This is a genomic window from Fulvimonas sp. R45 (genome assembly GCF_030504985.1).
Taxonomy (GTDB): Bacteria; Pseudomonadota; Gammaproteobacteria; order Xanthomonadales; family Rhodanobacteraceae; genus Rhodanobacter_A.
This window is the reverse complement of record NZ_JASERU010000016.1, coordinates 45,091-66,022: the sequence shown is the minus strand read 5'-3', so window position 1 is coordinate 66,022 and position 20,932 is coordinate 45,091. Positions and strand designations below refer to the sequence as shown.

Below are 20,932 nucleotides of genomic sequence, written 5' to 3'. Positions count from 1 at the left end.
CACGATGAGCCAGGATTCCCTGAAACAGCGCGCCGCCGACCTGCTGCAGCACGCCGGCATCCGCATCGACGGCACCGCGCCCGTCGACATCCGCGTACACGACGAGCGCCTGTACGCGCGCGTGTTCGCGCACGGCTCGCTGGGCCTGGGCGAGGCCTACATGGACGGCTGGTGGGACGTGGACGACCTGCCCGGCTTCATGGCCCGGCTGCTCTCCTCGCACCTGGACGAGCACCTGAAGACGCTGGACACGCTGATCGCCCACCTCAAGGCGCGCTTCATCAACCTGCAGCGCGGCGAGCACGCGTTCGAGATCGGCAAGGCGCATTACGACCTCGGCAACGACCTGTTCCACGCGATGCTGGGCAAGCGCCTGGTGTATTCCTGCGGCTACTGGGCGAACGCCGGCAACCTCGACGACGCACAGGAAGCCAAGCTCGACCTGGTCTGCCGCAAGCTGCAACTGAAGCCGGGCCAGCGCGTGCTGGACATCGGCTGCGGCTGGGGCGAGGCGCTGAAGTACGCGGCCGAGAAGTACGGCGTCAGCGGCGTGGGCGTCACCGTGTCGCAGGAACAGGCCGAGTTCGCGCGCGAGCTGTGCAAGGGCCTGCCGATCGAGATCCGCCTGCAGGACTACCACGAGCTGGACGAGCGCTTCGACGCGATCATGTCGATCGGCATGTTCGAGCACGTGGGCGGCAGGAACTACCGCGGCTACTTCGAGGTGGCGCGTCGCTGCCTGCCCGGCGATGGCCTGTTCCTGCTCCACTGCATCGGCAGCAACGGCGCGCCGGCGCAGCCCGACCCCTGGATCGAGAAATACATTTTCCCGAACTCGATGATCCCCGCCGCCAGCCAGGTTACCGCCGCGCTGGAAGGCCTGTTCGTGGTCGAGGACTGGCACAACTTCGGCACCGATTACGACCGCACCCTTACCGCCTGGCGCGCCAACTTCGACGCCGCCTGGCCGCAGCTGTCGAAGAACTACGACGAGCGCTTCCGCCGCATGTGGCGCTTCTACCTGGCCTGCTCCGCCGCAGTGTTCCGCAGCCGCCGCGACCAGCTCTGGCAGCTCACGCTGAGCCCCAACGGCGTGCCCGGCGGCTACCGCGTGCCGAGGTAGCACCCCCGCCCACGGCGCGTGCACCTGCCGTGCACCGCGCGGCGGCCAGACTGCCGGCATGACCGGCAGCGACGCGATCAGCACCGACGTGCCCGCGCGGCTCGACCGCCTGCGCTGGAGCGCCTTCCACACCCGCGTGGTGCTGGCGCTCGGCATCACCTGGGTGCTGGACGGGCTGGAGGTGACCATCACCGGCGCCATCGCCGGCGCGCTCAAGGCCAGCCCGGTGCTGCGCCTCAGCGACGCCGGCGTGGGACTGGCCGCCAGCGCCTACCTGGCCGGCGCGGTGGGTGGCGCGCTGCTGTTCGGATGGCTCACCGACCGCCACGGCCGCAAGCGCCTGTTCAACGTCACCCTGGGCCTGTACCTGGCCGCCACCGCGCTGACCGCGCTGAGCCCGAACCTGGCGGTGTTCGCGCTGATGCGCGCGCTCACCGGCGCCGGCATCGGCGGCGAATACGCCGCGATCAATTCGGCGATCCAGGAACTGGTGCCGGCGCGCTACCGCGGCCACACCGACCTGGTAGTCAACGGCAGTTTCTGGATCGGCGCAGCGCTGGGTGCGCTGGCCTCGATCGTGGTGCTGGACCCGCACCTGCTGCCGGTCGAGCTGGGCTGGCGCTGCGCCTTCGGCATCGGCGCGGTGCTGGGGCTGGGCATCCTGTGGCTGCGCCGCTACGTGCCGGAAAGCCCGCGCTGGCTGATGCTGCACGGGCGCGCGGACGAGGCCGGGCGCGTGCTCGACGCGATCGAACGCGAGTGCGGGGTCACCGCGGACCCGGCGCTGCCGCGCCTGCGCCTGCGGCCGCGCGCGCCGCGCTGGGCCGACGTGGCGCGCGCCCTGCTGCGCGACTACCCGCGCCGCACCGCGGTGACGCTGGTGCTGATGGCGGCGCAGGCGTTCTTCTACAACGCGATCTTCTTCACCTACGCGCTGGTGCTGGGGCGCTACTACGGCGTGCCCAACGAGCGCATCGGGCTGTTCCTGCTGCCGTTCGCGGCCGGCAATTTCCTCGGCCCGCTGCTGCTGGGGCGCGCCTTCGACCGGCTGGGGCGGCGGCCGATGATCGCGACGACCTACGCGCTGTCCGGCCTGCTGCTGGTGCTGACCGCCTGGCTGTTCGCGCGCGGCGTGCTGGACGCCGCCACGCAGACGCTGGCCTGGAGTGTGGTGTTCTTCTTCGCCTCGGCCGCGGCCAGCTCCGCCTACCTCACCGCCAGCGAGAGCTTCCCGCTGGAGCTGCGCGCCATCGCCATCGCGCTGTTCTACGCGGTGGGCACCGCGCTGGGCGGCGTGGTGGGACCGCTGCTGTTCGGCGTGCTGCTGGGCAGCGGCGAGCGCGACGCGGTGGCCTGGGGCTACGTCGGCGGTGCCGCGCTGATGCTGCTGGCCGCCGCCGTGGCCGCGCGCTGGGGCGTGCGCGCCGAACGCCTGCCGCTGGAGTCGGTGGCCGCGCCGCTGTCGCGCGAACCCTGAGAGCCTGTTCAAGATCTCCCCGTGACCCGCGCCGGGAGCTGTTTGCGCGCAGGCCAAGGAAGAGCGAAGGCGTGGACGTCCGTCCACGACGGAGCGATGACGCCGGCCTGTGGGCCAACAGACCCGGCCCGAAGGGTTGCCTTGCCCTGGCCGCCAGGCGGCAGCGCGCGGCTTGACCTGCCCGCCAGACAGGCGCTGCGCCACGCACTCCCACCGGGCGGCCAGGGCAAGGCAACGCGAGCTACGGGGAGATCTTGAACAGGCTCTGAGGGCGACGTCGCCTGGGGTAAAGTGCGCGCATGCGACGCCTGCTCAGCCTGCTGCTCGTCCTGTTCGCCGCGCCCGCACTGGCGCATCCCGCGCTGTGGGCGGTGAAGGATGTCGACACCACCCTCTACCTGTTCGGCACCGTGCACCTGCTGCCGCACGACACCGATTGGCATTTCCCCGTGCTGGACAAGGCGCTGGCCGACAGCCAGGCGTTGTACGTGGAGATCACCGATGACGATCCCGCGCATATGACCGCGCTGGTGCTGCGCTACGGCATCGACACCGCGCACCCGCTGTCCGGCCTGCTCGGCCCGTTCGACCGCGGCCGGCTGGAACGCGCCGCGCGCCTGGCCGACGTGCCGGGCGGCATGGCGGCGCTGGACATCATGCGGCCGTGGCTGGCCGCGCTCACCCTCACCGTGGCGCCGATGGTGAAGGCCGGGCTGGATCCGGCCCTGGGCGTGGACCGGCAGCTGCGCGCCGCGATGGAAAAGGCCGGCAAGCCGGTGCGCGCGCTGGAGACCGCCGAGCAGCAGGTCCGCTTCCTCGCCGACATGCCGCAGGCGCTGCAACTCGGCCTGCTGCGCTCGACCCTGCGCGACACCGACCGCGCCGACGTCGACCTGAAGGCCCTGATCGGCGCCTGGAAGGCCGGCGACGAAGCGGCCATCGCGCGGCTGGAAAACGACCGGCTCGAGCGCCAGGAACCGCAGCTCTACCGGCGCCTGCTGGTCGAGCGCAACGCCGCCTGGGCGCGGCGCATCAAGGCCATGCTCGACCGGCCCGGCACCGTCTTCATCGCCGTGGGCGCGGCGCACCTGGCCGGGCCGGACAGCGTGCAGGCCCAGCTCGCGAAGCTGGGCGTGCACGCGGCGCGCGAATAGCCCCGCCCGGTTCCGTCAAGCTGTCCCCTGCGCCGCCGATCTGGCACCATCGGCCAGTTACGCGACGGAACTTCACGCAAGCGCATGAACCTGCAAGCCAACTACGAACAGATCCCGCTCAGGGAATACGCCGAGCGCGCCTACCTCGACTACTCGATGTACGTGGTGCTGGACCGCGCCCTGCCCTTCGTGGGCGACGGCCTCAAGCCGGTGCAGCGGCGCATCGTCTACGCGATGAGCGAGCTGGGCCTGGCCGCCAGCGCCAAGCCGAAGAAGTCCGCGCGCACCGTGGGCGACGTGATCGGCAAGTTCCACCCGCACGGCGACAGCGCCTGCTACGAGGCGATGGTGCTGATGGCGCAGCCGTTCTCGTACCGCTACCCGCTGATCGACGGCCAGGGCAACTTCGGCTCGCCCGACGACCCGAAGAGCTTCGCGGCGATGCGCTACACCGAATCCAAGCTCAACCCGATCGCCGACGTGCTGCTGGGCGAGCTGGGCCAGGGCACGGTGGACTGGGTGCCGAACTTCGACGGCACGCTGGAGGAGCCGAGCTGGCTGCCCTCGCGCCTGCCGCACGTGCTGCTGAACGGCTCGATGGGCATCGCCGTGGGCATGGCCACCGACATCCCGCCGCACAACCTGCGCGAGATCGCCGCCGCCTGCATCCGCCTGCTCGACGAGCCCGATGCCACGGTGGCGGAACTGTGCGAGCACGTGCGCGGCCCCGACTACCCCACCGAGGCCGAGATCATCACGCCGCGCAGGGAGCTGCTGGCGATGTACGAGGGCGGCACCGGCTCGGTGCGCGCCCGCGCGGTGTACGCGCGCGAGGACGGCAACATCGTGATCACCGCGCTGCCGCACCAGGTCAGCCCGTCGAAGATCCTCGAGCAGATCGCCGCGCAGATGCGCGCGAAGAAGCTGCCGATGCTGGAGGACCTGCGCGACGAGTCCGACCACGAGAACCCGATCCGGCTGGTGCTGGTGCCGCGCTCGAACCGCATCGACGCGGACGAGATGATGCAGCACCTGTTCGCCACCACCGACCTCGAGAAGAGCTTCCGCGTCAACCTCAACATGATCGGCCTGGACGGCCGGCCGCAGGTGAAGGACCTGAAGCGCATCCTCACCGAGTGGCTGGGCTTCCGCACCGACACGGTGACGCGCCGCCTCAACCACCGCCTGGCCAGGGTCGAACGCCGCCTGCACCTGCTGGAAGGCCTGCGCATCGCCTACCTCAACCTCGACGAGGTGATCCGCATCGTCCGCACCGAGGACGAGCCCAAGCCGGTGCTGATGGCGCGCTTCAAGCTCAGCGAGGAACAGACCGACTACATCCTGGAGACGAAGCTGCGCCAGCTGGCCCGCCTCGAGGAAATGAAGATCAACGCCGAGCGCGACCAGCTGGAAGAGGAACGCGCGCGCATCAACGTGCTGCTGAAGTCGCCGGCCAAGCTCAAGGGCCTGATCAAGCAGGAACTGAAGGCCGATGCCGACAAGTACGGCGACGAGCGCCGCTCGCCGCTGGTCGAGCGCGAGGCCGCGCAGGCGCTGGACGAGAGCGCGCTGGTGGCCAGCGAGCCGGTCACCGTGGTGCTCAGCCAGAAGGGCTGGATCCGCGCCGCCAAGGGCCACGACGTCGACGCCGACGGCCTCAGCTACCGCGAGGGCGACGGCCTGCTCGCCGCGGTCAAGGCGCGCACCACCCAGCAGGTGGCGATCATCGACTCCACCGGCCGCAGCTATTCCACGCCCGCGCACTCCCTGCCGTCCGCGCGCGGCAACGGCGAGCCGCTCACCGGCCGCTTCAGCCCGCCCGCGGGCGCCAGCTTCGACGCCCTGGCCGCCGGCGACAACGACACCCGGCTGGTGATCGCCACCGACCACGGCTACGGCTTCGTCACCCGCTTCGAGGCGCTCACCGGCCGCAACAAGGCCGGCAAGCAGATCCTCAACCTGCCCGACGGCGCGAAGGTGCTGGCGCCGCAGGCCAGCGCCGACCCGTCGCGCGACCGCATCGTGGTGGTTACCAGCGAGGGCCACCTGCTGATGTTCTCGGTGGCCGAGCTGCCCGAGCTGGACAAGGGCAAGGGCAACAAGCTGATCGAGGTGCCCAAGGCGAAACTGGCCAGCGGCGAGGAACGCGTGGCCGGCGTGGCGGTGGTGACCGAGGGCAAGGGCGAGGTGACCCTCTACGCCGGCCAGCGCAAGCTCACCCTGAAATGGGCCGACCTGGTCGAATACGGCGGCAACCGCGCCACCCGCGGCAACCTGCTGCCGCGCGGCCTGCGCCGGGTGGAACGCATCGAGACCACCGGCTGAACACGGTCCTGCCCACCGCGCGGCTGTTCTCCTCCCCCGGCTTGCAGGGGGAGGCCGGGAGGGAGTAAGCAAGCTTGCCGCGAGGTTGGGTTACCCCTCCCCAACCCTCCCCTGCACGCAGGGGAGGGAGTGATACGAGGAACTTGCATGGCGCCGCAACGTCCAACGTCTGTGCACGCACTGCTCGCCCGAGCGTTGATCGCGGCATGCCCTGGAGCCCTTCCATGAACACGATCCGCGCCACCGCCCTGCTCGCCGCCAGCCTCGTCGCCGCCACGGCCTGGGCGCAGGACGCCGGCAAGCCGCTCAACCTCAAGCTGCCGCCGCAGAACGCGCTGCCGCCCAGCGACCTGCCCGCCGCCAGCGCCACCGCAGCGAAGCCCGCCAGCAGCGCACCCGGCGTGTACTACGGCGACACCAGCGGCCGCATGGGCAACGTCACCCCGCCCGCCGAAGCCGCTGCCTGCGACGACAGCACCTACACCCAGCCGCAGGTGCACGGCAGCGTGGGCATGGGCGTGATGGGCGGCAACCACGTCAGCGGCAACTACCAGACCGGCACCGTCAGCGTCACCAGGCGCCTGGGCGACTGCGAAGAGCCCAAGGGCGGGGTGAGCTTCTCGATCGGCGTGGGCCAGGGCCACTTCCACGGCCACTGAGCGTTTGTGGGGTTTTCAAACTCAGACAGTCATCGATGGCCGGCGGGGATCAATCGCCCCGTAATCGATCCCCGGTGACATGTCCGGACCTACCTGCGCCGGACTGCCGATGAAGGTTTCCAGGAAGTGGAAATCTTCATCGCCTCCTGAGCCTTCGCGACAACCCGCGCCCGACCGCGCTACGCTGGATGCCCCGACTGGCGCGCGGCAGACCATGCACGGCGAATACAAGATGCCCGGCGGCAAGCTGGTGGTGGTCGACCTCGACGTGCGCGGCGGCCGCCTCGCCGGCGTGCGGCTGAGCGGCGATTTCTTCCTCGAGCCCGACGAGGCGCTGCGTGCGATCGACCGCGCGCTCGACGGCCTGCCCGCCGCCACCGCCGCCGCCGCGCTGGCCGATGCCGTGCGCGCCGCGTTGCCCGCGGGCACCGCCATGTACGGCATCTCGCCCGAGGCCGTGGCGGAAGCCGTGCGCCGCGCCCTGCAGCCGGAGGCCGCCTGATGCGCACGCACTGGCGCGACCACGACTGGCAACTGCTGCACGACGCCCCGCAGGCGCCCGCGCTGCACATGGCGCTGGACGAGGTGCTCACCGATGCGGTGGCGACCGGCCGGCGCCCGCCCACCCTGCGCATCTGGGAATGGGCCGGCGCGGCGGTGGTGATCGGGCGCTTCCAGTCGCTGCGCAACGAGGTGGACATGGCCGCCGCGCGGCAGCACGGCATCGAGGTGGTGCGGCGCATCTCCGGCGGCGGCGCGATGTTCATCGAGCCGGGCAATACCATCACCTATTCGATCTACGCGCCGGCCTCGCTGGTCGAGGGCCTGAGCTTCCAGGAGTCCTACGCGCTGATGGACGCGTGGGTGGTCGAGGCGCTGGGCGAACTGGGCATCCGCGCGTGGTACCAGCCGCTCAACGACATCGCCTCGGACGCCGGCAAGATCGGTGGCGCCGCCCAGACGCGCCGTGGCGGCGCGGTGCTGCACCACGTCACCATGGCCTACGACATCGACGCGGCGAAGATGCTCCGGGTGCTGCGCATCGGCCGCGAGAAGCTGTCCGACAAGGGCACCGCCAGCGCCGCCAAGCGCGTGGACCCGCTGCGCAGCCAGACCGGCCTGCCGCGCGAGTCCGTGATCGCGCGCATGGTGGACTGCTTCCGCCACCTGCACGGCCTCTCCCGCGACACGCTGCCCGCCGGCGAGCTGGCCCGTGCGCAGACCCGGGTCCGCGAAAAGTTCGGCACCGCCACCTGGCTCGAAGACGTGCCGTGACGCCCGGTGGCGCGGGCGGCGCGCGTCGTGCGATAAAGGCCGCCGAGCCCGCGCCACGTCGGCGCCGGAGCCGTCGCCGCCGCGCACACCATGGGGAAAACGCATGACGCACCGCCTGCCGTCCGGTTTTCGTGCCGCCTGTCTGGCCATGGCCATCGCGCTCGGCACGTGCCTGCCGCAGGGCGCCGCCGCGACGGCGCAAGCCGCCGCCGCGCGCGCGTCCATGCAGGTGATGCAGATCCCCAGCCATGGCGAGCGGCTGAACGCGATCGCCTACGTCGCGGCGGGCGCCGGGCCGCATCCGACGGTGGTGCTGCTGCACGGCTTTCCCGGCTATGAGCGCAACCTCGACCTGGCGCAGGACATGCGCCGCGCCGGCTGGGACGTGGTGTACTTCGACTACCGCGGCTCCTGGGGCACGCCGGGCGCGTTCTCGTTCGGGCATGCCATCGAGGACGCCGCGTCCGTGCTCGCGTACCTGCACCGGCCGGACGTGGCGAAGACGCTGCGGCTCGATCCCGCGCGCATCGTGCCGGTCGGGCACAGCATGGGCGGCTTCATCGCGGTACAGGCGGCCGCGGCCGATCCGGCGATCAAGGCCTTCGCGCTCATCTCCGGCGCCGACATGGGCGGCCTGTTCCGGCAGGTGCGGGATGCGCAGGGCCTGCCCGCCGCGCTGAAAGTGGCCAGCGCCAACCTGTCCGGCGCAGGCCTGGCGCCCCTGCACGGCTGCTCGCCCGACGGGTTGGCGCGCGAACTGGCCGACCATGCCTCCGACTGGCCTTTCCCGGCCAGGGTCGATGCGCTGAAGGACCGTGCCGCCTTCGTCGTCATGGCCGACGACCCGTTCGCCGCCACGGACGACGCCTTCGCCGCGGCCTTGCGCAAGGCCGGCGACGCGCGCGTCGACACCCTGCACCTCGCCACCGACCACGTCTATTCCGATCACCGCATCGAGCTGTCGCAGGCGCTGCTGCGCTGGCTGGCCTCGCTGCCGAAGTGAATGCGCTCAGAGCCTGCTCTCAACGCCCCAGCTTCGGCAGGATGTGCTCGCGGCTGAGCCGCGCGACCGGCACGTCGCCGGGCGCGGCCGGATCGATCCAGCACAGCTCGGCGATCTCCGCCTGCGCCCGGATTTCGCCGTCCACCGCCACTTCGTAGACTTCGGCCTCCACCACGTAGCCGCGCTCGTTCGCGGCCGGCGCGCTGGCACGGCACAGCAAGCGCGCCGAGTGGCGCACCAGTTCGCAACCCAGCTCCTCGCGCAGTTCGCGCGCCAGCGTGGCGAGGTCGTCCTCGTCGGCGGGGTCGCGCTTGCCGCCGGGCTGCTGGAACACCGCGGCGCCGTGCTTGCGCACGAGCAGGGTGCGCCCCGCGCTGTCGCGGATCACCGCGGCGACGATGCGGATGACCGGCGCCGCGCTCACAGCCGCGTGTACGACCACGACTGCATGCGCCCGTCCCGGTACGGCATCACGCCGTGGAACGGGCGCGGGTCGTCGTCAAACACCAGCGGCAGGAAGTGGCGGTCGCCTTCCCACATCGGCAGCTCCAGCAGCTTCTCGCGCGGCACCCATTCCAGCGTGCCCTCATGGTTGCCGCCGTGCGGCTCGCCACCGAAGCTGTCGATGATGAAGATGAAGCCCAGCCAGTCCTCGCCCTGCTTGCCGAAGCCGGGCCAGTTCAGCGTACCGCGCAGGCGCATCGTCTCGCACTCGATGCCGGCCTCCTCGCGGATCTCGCGGCGCATGCAAGCGGCGATGTCCTCGCCCGGCTCCATCTTGCCGCCCAGGCCGTTGTACTTGCCCAGGTGCTGGTCGTCGGGGCGCGCGTTGCGATGGATCATCAGCACCTGCCGGCGATCCGGCGAGAGCACGTAACCGAGCGTGGCGACTATCGGCGTGTAGGGCATGGCGGGAAACGGGCGGAAAGCGGTCAGTTTAAGCGCTGTGCCGCGCGCTGTCGCGCCGCGGGCTTGCATCGGACCGGCCGGGACGGCGACCATCGGGGGATGTCTGCACGCACGTTCCTACCCCGCGCCCTCCGCGGCCTGGCCTCGATGCTGCTGCTCGCGGGGCCCCTGGCCGGCTGCGCTCCGTCAGCGCAGGCGCTGGACAGCCGCGAAGTGCAGTTCGACGGCCTCGCCTTTCGCGTGGTGCGCATCGACCTGCGCCGCGAAGCGCTCAGCCTGCGCTGGCGCGATCCCGACACCGGCCAGCCCTACGGCGACATCGACACGCTGCGCCAGTGGGGCGAGGCGCACGGCAAGCGGCTGCTGTTCGCCGCCAACGCCGGCATCTACGACCGCCAGTCCGCGCCATTGGGCCTGTACGTGGAAGACGGCAAGACCCTGGTGCCACTGAACCTGGCGCACGGCAACCCGGCGTCGGGCAACTTCTCGCTGCTGCCCAACGGCGTGTTCGCGATCTATCCCGACGGCAGCGCCGCGGTGCGCACCAGCGCCGACTTCAAGGCCGACGGCAAGCCGGCGCGCTGGGCCACCCAGTCCGGCCCGATGCTGGTGGTGGGCGGCAAGCTCAACCCGCAGTTCGTCGACGGCTCCAGCAGCATGAAGTGGCGCAGCGGCGTGTGCGCGCCCAACCCGCACGAGGCCGTGTTCGCGGTGAGCGAGGCGCCGGTGAACTTCCACGACTTCGCCCGTCTGTTCCGCGACAAGCTCGGCTGCCGCGACGCGCTGTACCTGGACGGCAGCATCTCGCAGGTCTACGTGGATGGCGTGGGATACGCCGGCGCGCCCGCCTTCATGGTGAAGCCCTACGCCGGCATCTTCGCGGTGTTCTCGCGATGACCAGGCCACCGCGCCGCGCCGGCTGGCTGCGCTGGACGGTGCCGGCCGTGCTGGCGCTGCTGCTGGCCACCTTCCTCGCCGGCGGGTGGTTGCTGGCCGGCAGCCGCGCGCAACTGGACGGCACCCGCCGCTTCGCCCGGCTGGCGCATCCGGTGACGATCGAGCGCGATGCGCTGGGCACCGCCACGCTCAGCGGGCAATCCCGCGACGACCTCGACTTCGCGCTCGGCTACGTACACGCGCAGGAACGCTTCTTCGAGATGGACCTGATGCGCCGCATGGCCGCCGGCGAGCTGTCGGAGCTGGTCGGCCCCGCCGCGCTGGACGTCGACATCGACCACCGCCGCCATCGCCTGCGCGCGGTGACCGAGGCCGCGTACGCGCAACTGCCCGCCGCGCAACGCCACCAGCTGGAGCTGTACGCCGCCGGCGTCGACGCCGGCCTCGCCGCTCTGCGCGTGCGGCCGTGGGAATACCTGCTGCTGCGCGCCAAGCCGCAGCCGTGGAAGCCCGCGGACAGCCTGCTGGTGATCGCCGCGATGTACTTCGACCTCAACGGCGACGGCCGCAACGAGCGCGAGCTGCACATCGCGCAGATGCGCGCGGCGCTGCCCGGCGCGGTGGCGGATTTCCTGCTCTCGCCCGATCCGACCTGGGAAGCACCGCTGGACGGCGACCTGTCGCGTGCACCGTACCCGCCGGGCGCGGACGTGCTCGACCTGCGCCAGGCCAAGCCCGCCGCCGCGGACGCGAAACTGGCCGCGGCGATGGCGTCCGCGACGGGCGCGGAGCGCCCCGGCAGCAACAGCTTCGCCGTCAGCGGCCGGCTCACCACGAGCGGCGCGGCCCTGCTCGCCAACGACATGCACCTGGGCCTGCGCGTGCCCGACATCTGGTTCCGCACCCGCCTGCGCTATCCCGACGCCACCGCGCCGGGCGGGCAGCGCGACGTGGTCGGCGTGAGCCTGCCCGGCACGCCGGCGATGGTGGTCGGCTCCAACGGCCAGGTCGCCTGGGGCTTCACCAACAGCTACGGCGACTGGCTGGACTGGGTGCGCGTGCAGCGCGACCCGCACGACCCCGCACGCTACAAGGTCCCCGGCGGCTGGGCCGAGATCCGTACGCACCAGGAAACCATCCGCATCAAGGGCGCGCCGTCGCGCACGCTGGTGGTGGAAGACACCCGCTGGGGGCCGATCCTCGGCAAGGACACCGACGGCACGCCGCTGGCGCTGGCCTGGATCGCGCAGCAGCCGCGCGCCTACGACCTCGGCCTGATGCAGCTGGAGCGGGCCGGCAGCGCGAGGCAGGCGCTGGACCTCGCGCCCGGCTTCGGCATGCCGCCGCAGAACCTGCTGGTGGCCGACCGCGAAGGCCATATCGGCTGGACCATCGCCGGCAACGGCATCCCGCTGCGCAACGGCTTCGACCCGCAGCGGCCGGCCGACTGGTCGCAGCCCGGCACCGGCTGGACTGGCTGGGCCGCGCCCGCGCAGTACCCGCGCATCGAGGACCCGGCCGGCCAGCGCCTGTGGACCGCCAACAACCGCACCGTGGGCGGCGCGGCGCTGGCCCTGCTCGGCAACGGCGGCCACGACCTCGGCGCGCGCGCGCAGCAGATCCGCGACGACCTGCACGCACGCGCCGGCTTTGGCCCCGGCAGCCTGCTCGACATCCAGCTCGACGACCGCGCGGTGTTCCTGCGCCGCTGGCAGCAGCTGCTGCAGCGCACGCTGGCGCGTGCCGACGATCCGGCGCTGGCGCAGTTGCGCCGGCTCACCGCCGCATGGCGCGACCATGCCAGCCCCGACAGCGTGGACTACCGCCTGGTGCGCGCCTTCCGGGCGCAGGTGAAGGCGGCGGCGCTGGCGCCGTTCGTGGCCATCGTGCAGCGGCGCTTCCCCGGCTTCGCCTGGCCGCGCCTGGCCGACCCCGAGGCGGCGGTGTGGGAACTGGTCTCGCGCCAGCCGCCGAACCTGCTCGACCCGCGCTACAAGGACTGGAACGCCCTGCTGCTCGATGCCGCCAGGCACGTGACCGACACGCTGGGCCGCGAGCCGGGCGGCCTCGCGGCGCGCCGCTGGGGCGAGATCAACCACGCCGGCATCGACCATCCGCTGGCGCGCGCCCTGCCCGGCGTCCTGGCCCGCTTCCTCGACATGCCCGACGACGAGCTGCCCGGCGACCGCGACATGCCGCGCGTGGCCGCGCCCGGCTTCGGCGCCTCCGAGCGGCTGGACGTGGCGCCCGGCCACGAGGCGCACGGCATCCTGGAAATGCCCGGCGGCCAGAGCGACAACCCGCTGTCGCCGTACTACGGCGCCGGCCACGAGGACTGGGTGCGGGGTCGCCCCACCCCGCTGCTGCCCGGCCCGGCCGAGCATATGCTGACGCTGGCGCCGCCGGCTCGCTGAGCCGGCCGGCGCGGCGTCGGGAACCTTTGCGGCGTCTCCCGCATCCGATCGGCAAAGGGGGAAGTCGCGCCATGTCTGAACACGCCCACGCCATCGCCTACGCGGCACTGTCCGACGACGAGTTGGTCGCGCTGGCCCGCGACGGCCGGCGCGAGGCGTTCCGCTACATCATGCAGCGCGGCAACCAGCGGCTGTTCCGCGTCGCCCGCGCCGTGCTCAACGACGACGCCGAGGCCGAGGACGCGCTGCAGGACGCCTACGCGCACGCCTTCGAACACCTCGACGGCTTCCGCGGCGAGGCGAACGTGCTGACCTGGATGACCCGCATCGTGCTGAACGAGGCCTACGGCCGCCTGCGCCGGCGGCGCCCCACGGTGGACGTGGCGCAGATCGAGGCGGCGCAGCAGGACGACGGCCGCGTGCTCGCGTTCCCGTCGCGCTACGGCATCGAGGACCCGGCCACGCACGCCGCCCGCGCCCAGCTGCGCGAGCTGGCCGAGCACGCCATCGAGGCGTTGCCCGGGCCGTTCCGCGTGGTGTTCGTGTTGCGCGAGGTCGAGGGCTGCAGCATCGAGGAAACCGCCGCCGCGCTGGGCATCCGCCCGGAGACGGTGAAGACCCGCCTGCACCGGGCGCGCCGGCTGCTGCACGAGGCGCTGCACGACAGCCTGGCCGGTGCGCTGGCCGACGCCTTCCCCTTCCTCGGTCCCCGCTGCGCCCGGATCACCGACGCGGTGCTGCGGCGGATGGATACCCGCGCCACGCAGGACGACCGCGCGCCACCGGGCCGCTGAACCCGCACCCGACGTCGTGGCGGCCGCTTCGCTGCATCACGACCCGGCCTTCGCGCCACACCGGCGCCTCGCCTTTCCATACCGGAGATCCGCCATGCTGCTCTACGCCATCGTCGTGTTCGCCATCGCCGCCGTCGGCGGACTGATCCTCGCCAGCCACGTGCTGCGCAACCGCTTCGCGCCGTGGGCGCTGTCGGTGCTGCACGCGCTGCTCGGCGCCACCGGCCTGGTGCTGCTGGTCGCGCTGGCGCTGCAAGGGACCGCGCCGGGCCGGCTCACCGCCGCGCTGGCGCTGCTGGTGCTCGCGGCGCTGGGCGGCTTCTTCGTCGCCTCGTTCCACCTGCGCAAGCGGATCGCGCCGAAGCCCGCGGTGCTCGTGCACGCCGGCGTGGCGGTGGTCGGCTTCCTCACCCTGCTCAGCCTGTTGCTGCATTGAGCCTGCGCGCATGCGCCATCCGCTGCATCCCGCGCTGGTCCACTTCCCAGTTGCCTGCTGGTCGCTGGGCACGGCGGCCGACCTGGCCGGCCTGCACTGGGGCATGCCCGCCTGGCGGCTGGGCGGCCTGCTGCTGGCGGCCGGCACGCTGGCGGCGCTGCCCGCCATGCTCGCCGGCCTCTACGAGCTGACCCGGCTGGCCGACGACAGTCCCGCATGGCGCGACGTGTACCTGCACATGGGCGCCGCGCTGGCAGCGACGGCGCTGTACGCCCTCGCCCTGCTGCTGCGCTGGCGCGGCGGCGCGCTGGCGGCGCCGGGCACCACGGGCATCGCGCTGGACCTGGCCGGCTTCGCCGCGCTCGCCGCCGCCGGCTGGCTCGGCGGCCGGCTGGTGTATGGCCACCGGCTGGGCGGCGACGCGCCAGGCTCTCAGGGCAGGCGGTAATCCAGCGTGTAGTGGTGCTGGCCGTCCTCGATGCGGATCGTCATCGCGCCTTCCAGCCCGGCCAGTTCGCCGGTGCCCGAGTCCGGCACGACCACCACCACGAGGCTGGATTCGCCGCGCTTCATCAGGCCATGGTGCTGCAGGGCGAAGGAGCCGCGCCGGCCGTGCAGCGTGCCGGCTACGCGCTCCAGCGCCACGTAGCCGGCCGAGCCCGGCACCGCGGTGCCGACGGCGAGCATCTGGCCGCGGCTGTGCGCCTCCAGCTCGCCGTGGAAATGCTTGTCGATGCGACGGCGCCCGGGGCACGCCGCGTCGTCGCCGGGGTCGGCCGGCTGGGGTGTCAGGGTCACATCGAAGCGGCCTTGGGCTTGCATGGCGCGGGTCTCCTGGTCGTCCGTCGGAAGGCGTGGCCCGGCGTCGTCTATGCTCGCCGTTCCAGCATCGGCGACATTGCAGCATGGGCAGGCCATCGGGGATTGGAAAAACGCGACGACCCACCGGGGACCGTGCATGAGCGAAGCCCCCGGGCCGCCGCGCGGCGTACTGCATACGCGCCTGGGCGAAGGCCGCTTCGAGCACGCGCGGCAGGCGCCGGCAACGGCGCTCGCGCCCTTCGTCGAGCACTACTGGTGCGTGCGCTGGGACCTGCGCGGCTGCCCGCCGCAACTGCAGGAAACCCTGCCCCACCCCACCGTGCACCTGGTGATCGAGCGCGGCGAGGCGCGCATCTGGGGCGTCCATGCCGGACGCTTCAGCCGCGTGCTGGAAGGCCGCGAGACGGTGTTCGGGGTGAAGTTCGCCGCCGGAGGCTTCCGTCCCATCCTCGGCCGGCCGGTGGCCACGCTGGCCAACCGCAGCCTGCCGGCGCATGCACTGTTCGGCGACGCCATCGACACCCTGGTGCCGGCGATCCCCGGCTGCGCGGACCTCGCCGCGATGGTCGCGCGGGTCGAGCCGCTGCTGCTGGCGCGATCGCCGCCGCCCGACCCGCTGGCCGCGCGGGCGCGCGAACTGGTCGCCCTGGCCGCCACCGCGCACGACCTGACCCGCGCCGAACAGCTGGCCGAACGCGCCGGGCTCGGCCTGCGCGCGCTGCAGCGGCTGTTCCGCGACTACGTGGGCGCCAGCCCCAAGTGGACGATCAACCGCTACCGCCTGCACGAGGCGGTGGCCAGGCTGCAGGCCGGCGGCGAGGTGGCCTGGGCCGAACTCGCGCTGGCGCTGGGCTATTACGACCAGGCCCACTTCGCACGCGATTTCCGCCGCCTCACCGGCCTGGCGCCCGGCGCCTTCGCGCGCCGCGAGGGGCCGGCGCATGTCGATTCCGGCCCGCGCCGTTCGTCTTGACCATGAAGGCCGGCATCGTACCGGCCACCGGAGGACGACGATGCGATGCATGGTGATGGTGCGGGCCACGGCCGAGTCCGAGGCCAGCCCGCCGGCGATGCCCAGCCAGCGGCGGCTGGCGGAGATGAACCGCTTCAACGAGGAACTGATGCAGGCCGGCGTGCTGCTGGCCGGCGAAGGCCTGAGGCCCAGCGCCGCCGGGGCCCGGGTCCGGTTCGCCGGCGACCGGCGCAGCGTGATCGACGGCCCGTTCGCCGAGGCGAAGGAGCTGATCGCCGGTTTCTGGCTGTGGCAGGTTCGCTCGATGGACGAGGCGCTGGCCTGGGCGCAGCGCTGCCCGCCGCCCTTCGACGGCGAGTGCGAGATCGAGATCCGCCCGCTGTTCGAGGCCGAGGACTTCGGCGAGGCGCTGACGCCCGAGGTGCGCGCGAGCGAGGAACGCATACGCGCCGCGCTGGCATCCAAATCCGCCTGAGGCCAGGGAGAGTCCGCCATGAACGACGTTTCCCCCATCGCGCCCGCCGCCCGCTGGAGCGGCCGCGCGCTCAGCGCCCTGGTGGTGCTGTTCCTGCTGTTCGACGGCGCGATCAAGCTGCTGCCGCTGCCGGTGGTGACGCAGACGCTGCAGCAGCTCGGCTACCCGCCCGGCGAAACGCTGGCGCGCGGGCTGGGCGTGCTCACCCTGGCCTGCGCCGCGCTCTACGCCTGGCCGCGTACCGCCGTGCTGGGCGCGATCCTGCTGACCGGCCTGTTCGGCGGCGCCATGGCCACCCACCTGCGCGCCGGCAGCCCGCTGTTCACGCATTTCCTGTTCGGCGCCTACCTGGGGCTGCTGGCCTGGGGCGGGCTGTACCTGCGCTCGCCGCGGCTGCGCGCCCTGCTGCCCTGGCGGCGCCTGCCGGGAGGGTGACCGCGGCGCCTTGCCGCTGCGCGGCGGAGATGGTCTGATCGGGGGCATGAGCGAAGCCCATGCCCACCGCGCTATCGAAACCGTCTGGCGACTCGAATCCCCGCGCCTGATCGCCGCGCTGATCCGCGTGGTGCGCGACATCGACCTGGCCGAGGAACTGGCGCAGGACGCCCTCGTCGCCGCACTGGAGCACTGGCCGGCCGAGGGCGTGCCCGACAACCCCGGCGCCTGGCTGATGACCGCCGCCAAGCGGCGCGGCATCGACCAGTTGCGCCGGCGCCAGCTGATCGAACGCAAGCACGCCGCCATGGACCCGGAAGACGAAGCCTTCGTCATGCCCAACCTGGAAGCGCTCGACGACGACATCGGCGACGACCTGCTGCGGCTGATCTTCACCGCCTGCCACCCGGCGCTGTCGGCCGAGGCGCAGATCGCGCTCACCCTGCGCCTGCTCGGCGGGCTCACCACCGAGGAGATCGCGCGCGCCTTCCTCACCCCCGAGCCCACCATCGCCCAGCGCATCGTGCGCGCCAAGCGCACCCTGGCGAGGGCGAACATCGCCTACGAGGTGCCGCGCGGCGACGAGCTCGGCAAGCGCCTGGCCGCGGTGCTGGGCGTGATCTACCTGATCTTCAACGAAGGCTACGCCGCCACCTCCGGCGGCGACTGGATGCGCCCGGCACTGTGCGAGGAAGCGCTGCGGCTGGGCCGCACCCTGGCCGCGCTGATGCCGCGCGAACCGGAGGCGCACGGCCTGCTCGCGCTGATGGAGATCCAGGCCTCGCGCCAGCGTGCGCGCACCGCGCCCGACGGCGCGCCGGTGCTGCTGATGGTGCAGAACCGCGCGCTGTGGGACCCGTTGCTGATCCATCGCGGCCTCGCCGGGCTGGAACGCGCGCAGCAACTCGGCGGCGCCGGCGGCCCCTATGCGCTGCAGGCCGCCATCGCCGCCTGCCACGCCCGCGCCGCCCGCGCCGAGGATACCGACTGGAAGCGCATCGCCGCGCTCTATGCCAGGCTGGCCCAGGCCACACCCTCGCCCGTGGTGGAACTCAACCGCGCCGTCGCCGTGGGCATGGCCGACGGCCCCGCCGCCGCGCTGGCCCTGGTCGACGCGCTGCGCGACGAACCCGCCCTGTCCCGCTACCACCTGCTGCCCGCCGTGCGCGGCGATCTGCTGGAAAAACTCGGCCGCACCGACGAGGCCCGCGCCGAATTCACCCGCGCCGCCGGACTCGCGGGCAACGAGCGCGAGCGTCGATTGATGCTGGAGCGGGCGGCGAAATAGATGCCGCCGCAAACCCTCTCGCCATCCCCCGTCATTCCGGCGCAGGCCGGAGGCGCTTTTCAACAGACGAAGGTCTGGTCATCCAGCGAGGCATGCGTGCGGAGCATACGAAACGGTTTTGCGTGCTTCGCACGAGTACCGGACTGGATTCCGGCCTGCGCCGGAATGACGGTGAGGGAGGTTGGGGCGCGAAGCAAGAATGCAGCGACTCGCCACGCTGGAGAACGCAAAGCACGGCAGGCTGCGGCCATCAAGCGTAAGCGCCCCCCTCACCCTGCCAGCAACCTCTCGCAAATCGCCAGATACAGCCCCGGCAGGCGCTGAAGCTCGGCCACGTCCACCCACTCGTCCACCTTGTGGATGCTGGCGTTCACCGGCCCCAGTTCCACCACCTCGGCACCCAGCGGCGCGATGAACCGTCCGTCCGAGGTGCCGCCGCCGGTGCTCTGCTCCGGCTCGCGCCCGCACAGGTCGCGGCACACGCCCACCACCGTCTCGCGCAGGCGCCCGCCCGGCGGCGTGAGGAAGGGTTCGCCGGACAGGTTCCATTCCAGCGAGAAGGCCAGCCCGTGCCGGCGCAGGATCGCCTCGGCGCGTTCGCGCAGGTCCTCCGCGCGGCTGGCGGTGCAGTAGCGGAAATTGACCAGCGCGACGAGTTCGCCCGGGATCACGTTGTTCGCGCCGGTGCCCGCGTTGAGGTTGGAGACCTGGAACGAAGTGGGCGGGAAGTCGGCGTTGCCCTCGTCCCAGCGCTCGGCGGCCAGCTCGGCCAGCGCCGGCGCGAAGGCGTGGATCGGGTTGAGCGCCTTCTCCGGGTAGGCCACGTGGCCCTGCACCCCACGCACCGTCAGGGTGCCCGACAGCGAGCCGCGGCGGCCCACCCGGATCAGGTCGCCCAGCGTCGCCTTCGCCGACGGCTCGCCCACCACGCACCAGTCGATGCGCTCGCCGCGGGCGCGGAAGGTTTCGGCCACCTTGCGCACGCCGTCGAGGTTGGTCGGCCCTTCCTCGTCGCTGGTGAGCAGCAGCGCGACGTGCCCCGGATGGCCGGGATGCGCGGCGACGAAACGCTCCAGCGCCACCGCCATCGCCGCCACCGCGCCCTTCATGTCGGCGGCGCCGCGGCCGTATAGACGGCCATCCTCCAGCGTCGGCTCGAACGGCAGGCTGCGCCACGCCGCCTCCGGGCCGCTCGGCACCACGTCGGTATGGCCGAGGAAGGCCAGCGTGGGGCCGTCCGAGCCATGCACCGCCCACAGGTTGTCCACCTCGCCGTGGCGCAGGTGTTCGACGCGGAAGCCCGCGCGTTGCAGCCGCTCCGCCAGCAACGCCTGGCAGCCGGCGTCGTCGGGGGTCACGGAGCGGCGGCGGATCAGTTCGCAGGCGAGAGCGAGGACATCGGACATGCGGCAGGCTGGAAGTCGGCGATGGCGCAGCATATCAGGCGGACGGGCCGGCCCCATGGCCTCAACCCATAGTTGACCGAGTCAACCATTTCGCTAGCATGGGGACTCCAGACAGGAGACGCGTCATGCCGAAAGCCGTCCCGGCCGCCCACGTGGAAGCGCTGCGCGCGTTCAACCGCTCCTACACGCGAAGCATCGGCGTGCTGGAGGAAGGCCTGCTGTCCAGCCCGTTCTCGCTCACCCAGGCCCGCGTCCTGTTCGAGCTGGCGCAGCGCGGCCAGGCCAGCGCCAACGAGATCGGCGACGATCTCGGGCTCGACGCGGGTTACCTCAGCCGCATCGTCCGCGGTTTCGCGGGTGCGGGGCTGGTCGCGCGCAAGCCGTCGCCGCAGGACCGCCGGCGCACGCTGCTGTCGCTCACCGCCGCCGGCCAGCGGGCCTTCGCGGAGCTGGACCGCCGTTCCCGGGCCCAGGCCGCGGCCATGCTGGGCCAGCTGTCGCCCGCCGACCGCGAGCGCCTGCTCGGCAACATGCTTGCCATGCGCCGGGTGTTGGAAGCGCCTGAGGAACGCGGCGGGCGTCCCGTGATCCGCACCCACCGCCCGGGCGACATCGGCTGGGCGATCGAGCGCCACGGCCGGCTGTACGCGGACGAGTACGGCTGGAACCAGGAGTTCGAGGCGCTGGTGGCCACGCTGTTCGCCGGCTTCGCCACCCGGCACGATCCGGCGCGCGAGCGCATGTGGGTCGCCGAACTCGACGGCGTGCGCGTGGGCTGCGTGTTCGTGGTGCGCAACGCGGACGATGCCGACGTCGCGCAACTGCGCTGCCTGCTGGTCGATCCCGCCGGCCGCGGCCGTGGCGTCGGCCGACGCTTGGTGGAGCGCTGCATCGCCTTCGCCCGCGAGGCCGGCTACCGGGACATGATGCTGTGGACGAACGACGTGCTGGTGGCTGCGCGGCGCATCTACGAGGCGGCGGGCTTCGCGCTGGCGAAGGAATACCCCCACCGCAGCTTCGGCCACGACCTGGTCGGCCAGATCTGGTCGCGCCGGCTCTGACCCGGC

Annotated in this window: 22 protein-coding genes; 18 read left to right on the top strand and 4 right to left on the bottom strand. The window is 72.4% G+C overall.

Features of this window, described 5'->3' with window-relative positions:
* Window positions 1–4: 4 nt before the first annotated feature.
* From cfa to QMK61_RS13865, 8 genes are all read left to right on the top strand, one after another.
* On the top strand, window positions 5–1,123 hold the full coding sequence (gene cfa, locus QMK61_RS13900; protein ID WP_302072820.1) for a cyclopropane fatty acyl phospholipid synthase: 1,119 nt from the start codon (window positions 5–7) through the stop codon (window positions 1,121–1,123).
* A 58-nt stretch (window positions 1,124–1,181) separates the two neighbouring features.
* Window positions 1,182–2,600, top strand: coding sequence for an MFS transporter (locus tag QMK61_RS13895; protein ID WP_302072819.1), 1,419 nt, complete (start codon window positions 1,182–1,184; stop codon window positions 2,598–2,600).
* Between the two features lie 299 nt (window positions 2,601–2,899).
* Window positions 2,900–3,754: a TraB/GumN family protein gene (locus tag QMK61_RS13890; protein ID WP_302072818.1), complete on the top strand. Its 855-nt coding sequence runs from the start codon at window positions 2,900–2,902 to the stop codon at window positions 3,752–3,754.
* An 84-nt stretch (window positions 3,755–3,838) separates the two neighbouring features.
* The gene (parC, locus tag QMK61_RS13885; RefSeq protein WP_302072817.1) at window positions 3,839–6,079 is read left to right on the top strand and encodes a DNA topoisomerase IV subunit A; all 2,241 of its coding nucleotides are present in this window, start codon (window positions 3,839–3,841) and stop codon (window positions 6,077–6,079) included.
* Window positions 6,080–6,303: 224 nt separating this feature from the next.
* On the top strand, window positions 6,304–6,738 hold the full coding sequence (locus tag QMK61_RS13880; protein ID WP_302072816.1) for a hypothetical protein: 435 nt from the start codon (window positions 6,304–6,306) through the stop codon (window positions 6,736–6,738).
* Window positions 6,739–6,952: 214 nt separating this feature from the next.
* A complete protein-coding gene (locus tag QMK61_RS13875) occupies window positions 6,953–7,240 on the top strand; it encodes a biotin--protein ligase (protein ID WP_302072815.1) in 288 nt (95 codons plus the stop codon).
* Window positions 7,240–8,013, top strand: coding sequence for a biotin/lipoate A/B protein ligase family protein (locus tag QMK61_RS13870; protein WP_302072814.1), 774 nt, complete (start codon window positions 7,240–7,242; stop codon window positions 8,011–8,013). Before QMK61_RS13875 ends, QMK61_RS13870 begins: the two co-directional genes overlap by 1 nt.
* Window positions 8,014–8,116: 103 nt before the next feature.
* On the top strand, window positions 8,117–9,016 hold the full coding sequence (locus tag QMK61_RS13865) for an alpha/beta fold hydrolase (RefSeq protein WP_302072813.1): 900 nt from the start codon (window positions 8,117–8,119) through the stop codon (window positions 9,014–9,016).
* 19 nt (window positions 9,017–9,035) lie between these two features.
* Here QMK61_RS13865 and QMK61_RS13860 read toward each other — a convergent pair whose 3' ends face one another.
* Window positions 9,036–9,458: an NUDIX domain-containing protein gene (locus QMK61_RS13860; protein ID WP_302072812.1), complete on the bottom strand. Its 423-nt coding sequence runs from the start codon at window positions 9,456–9,458 to the stop codon at window positions 9,036–9,038.
* Window positions 9,437–9,925, bottom strand: a complete 489-nt coding sequence (locus tag QMK61_RS13855; RefSeq protein ID WP_302072811.1) for an 8-oxo-dGTP diphosphatase — start codon at window positions 9,923–9,925, stop codon at window positions 9,437–9,439. Before QMK61_RS13855 ends, QMK61_RS13860 begins: the two co-directional genes overlap by 22 nt.
* Window positions 9,926–10,024: 99 nt before the next feature.
* Between QMK61_RS13855 and QMK61_RS13850 the strand changes: the two genes are divergently transcribed.
* From QMK61_RS13850 to QMK61_RS13830, 5 genes are all read left to right on the top strand, one after another.
* Window positions 10,025–10,822, top strand: a complete 798-nt coding sequence (locus tag QMK61_RS13850) for a phosphodiester glycosidase family protein (RefSeq protein ID WP_302072810.1) — start codon at window positions 10,025–10,027, stop codon at window positions 10,820–10,822.
* Complete coding sequence (locus QMK61_RS13845) at window positions 10,819–13,236, top strand: penicillin acylase family protein (protein WP_302072809.1); 2,418 nt, start codon at window positions 10,819–10,821, stop codon at window positions 13,234–13,236. The genes QMK61_RS13850 and QMK61_RS13845 overlap by 4 nt, the downstream gene beginning before the upstream one ends.
* A 71-nt stretch (window positions 13,237–13,307) precedes the next feature.
* Complete coding sequence (locus QMK61_RS13840; RefSeq protein WP_302072808.1) at window positions 13,308–14,030, top strand: RNA polymerase sigma factor; 723 nt, start codon at window positions 13,308–13,310, stop codon at window positions 14,028–14,030.
* Window positions 14,031–14,124: 94 nt separating this feature from the next.
* Window positions 14,125–14,466, top strand: coding sequence for a hypothetical protein (locus tag QMK61_RS13835; protein ID WP_302072807.1), 342 nt, complete (start codon window positions 14,125–14,127; stop codon window positions 14,464–14,466).
* 10 nt (window positions 14,467–14,476) lie between these two features.
* Window positions 14,477–14,914, top strand: coding sequence for a DUF2231 domain-containing protein (locus QMK61_RS13830; protein WP_302072806.1), 438 nt, complete (start codon window positions 14,477–14,479; stop codon window positions 14,912–14,914).
* On the opposite strand, the gene QMK61_RS13825 is transcribed toward QMK61_RS13830, so the two are convergent.
* Window positions 14,899–15,288 carry a DUF3224 domain-containing protein gene (locus QMK61_RS13825; protein ID WP_302072805.1) on the bottom strand — a complete coding sequence of 130 codons (390 nt, stop codon included), beginning with the start codon at window positions 15,286–15,288 and terminating at the stop codon, window positions 14,899–14,901. The genes QMK61_RS13830 and QMK61_RS13825 overlap by 16 nt on opposite strands.
* Before the next feature lie 136 nt (window positions 15,289–15,424).
* On the opposite strand from QMK61_RS13825, the gene QMK61_RS13820 reads away from it, so the two are divergent.
* The 4 genes from QMK61_RS13820 to QMK61_RS13805 are packed head-to-tail and all read left to right on the top strand — an operon-like array spanning window position 15,425 to window position 18,459.
* The gene (locus tag QMK61_RS13820; protein WP_302072804.1) at window positions 15,425–16,261 is read left to right on the top strand and encodes a helix-turn-helix domain-containing protein; all 837 of its coding nucleotides are present in this window, start codon (window positions 15,425–15,427) and stop codon (window positions 16,259–16,261) included.
* A gap of 40 nt (window positions 16,262–16,301) precedes the next feature.
* Window positions 16,302–16,736, top strand: a complete 435-nt coding sequence (locus QMK61_RS13815; protein ID WP_302072803.1) for a YciI family protein — start codon at window positions 16,302–16,304, stop codon at window positions 16,734–16,736.
* Window positions 16,737–16,754: 18 nt separating this feature from the next.
* Window positions 16,755–17,171, top strand: coding sequence for a DoxX family protein (locus QMK61_RS13810; RefSeq protein ID WP_302072802.1), 417 nt, complete (start codon window positions 16,755–16,757; stop codon window positions 17,169–17,171).
* Between the two features lie 46 nt (window positions 17,172–17,217).
* Window positions 17,218–18,459 carry a DUF6596 domain-containing protein gene (locus QMK61_RS13805; protein WP_302072801.1) on the top strand — a complete coding sequence of 414 codons (1,242 nt, stop codon included), beginning with the start codon at window positions 17,218–17,220 and terminating at the stop codon, window positions 18,457–18,459.
* Between the two features lie 269 nt (window positions 18,460–18,728).
* On the opposite strand, the gene dapE is transcribed toward QMK61_RS13805, so the two are convergent.
* Entirely contained in the window at window positions 18,729–19,865 is a 1,137-nt protein-coding gene (dapE, locus tag QMK61_RS13800) for a succinyl-diaminopimelate desuccinylase (protein WP_302072800.1), read from the bottom strand.
* Window positions 19,866–19,990: 125 nt separating this feature from the next.
* Here dapE and QMK61_RS13795 point away from each other — a divergent pair, with 125 nt between their 5' ends.
* A complete protein-coding gene (locus tag QMK61_RS13795; protein WP_302072799.1) occupies window positions 19,991–20,926 on the top strand; it encodes a helix-turn-helix domain-containing GNAT family N-acetyltransferase in 936 nt (311 codons plus the stop codon).
* Window positions 20,927–20,932 lie beyond the last annotated feature (6 nt).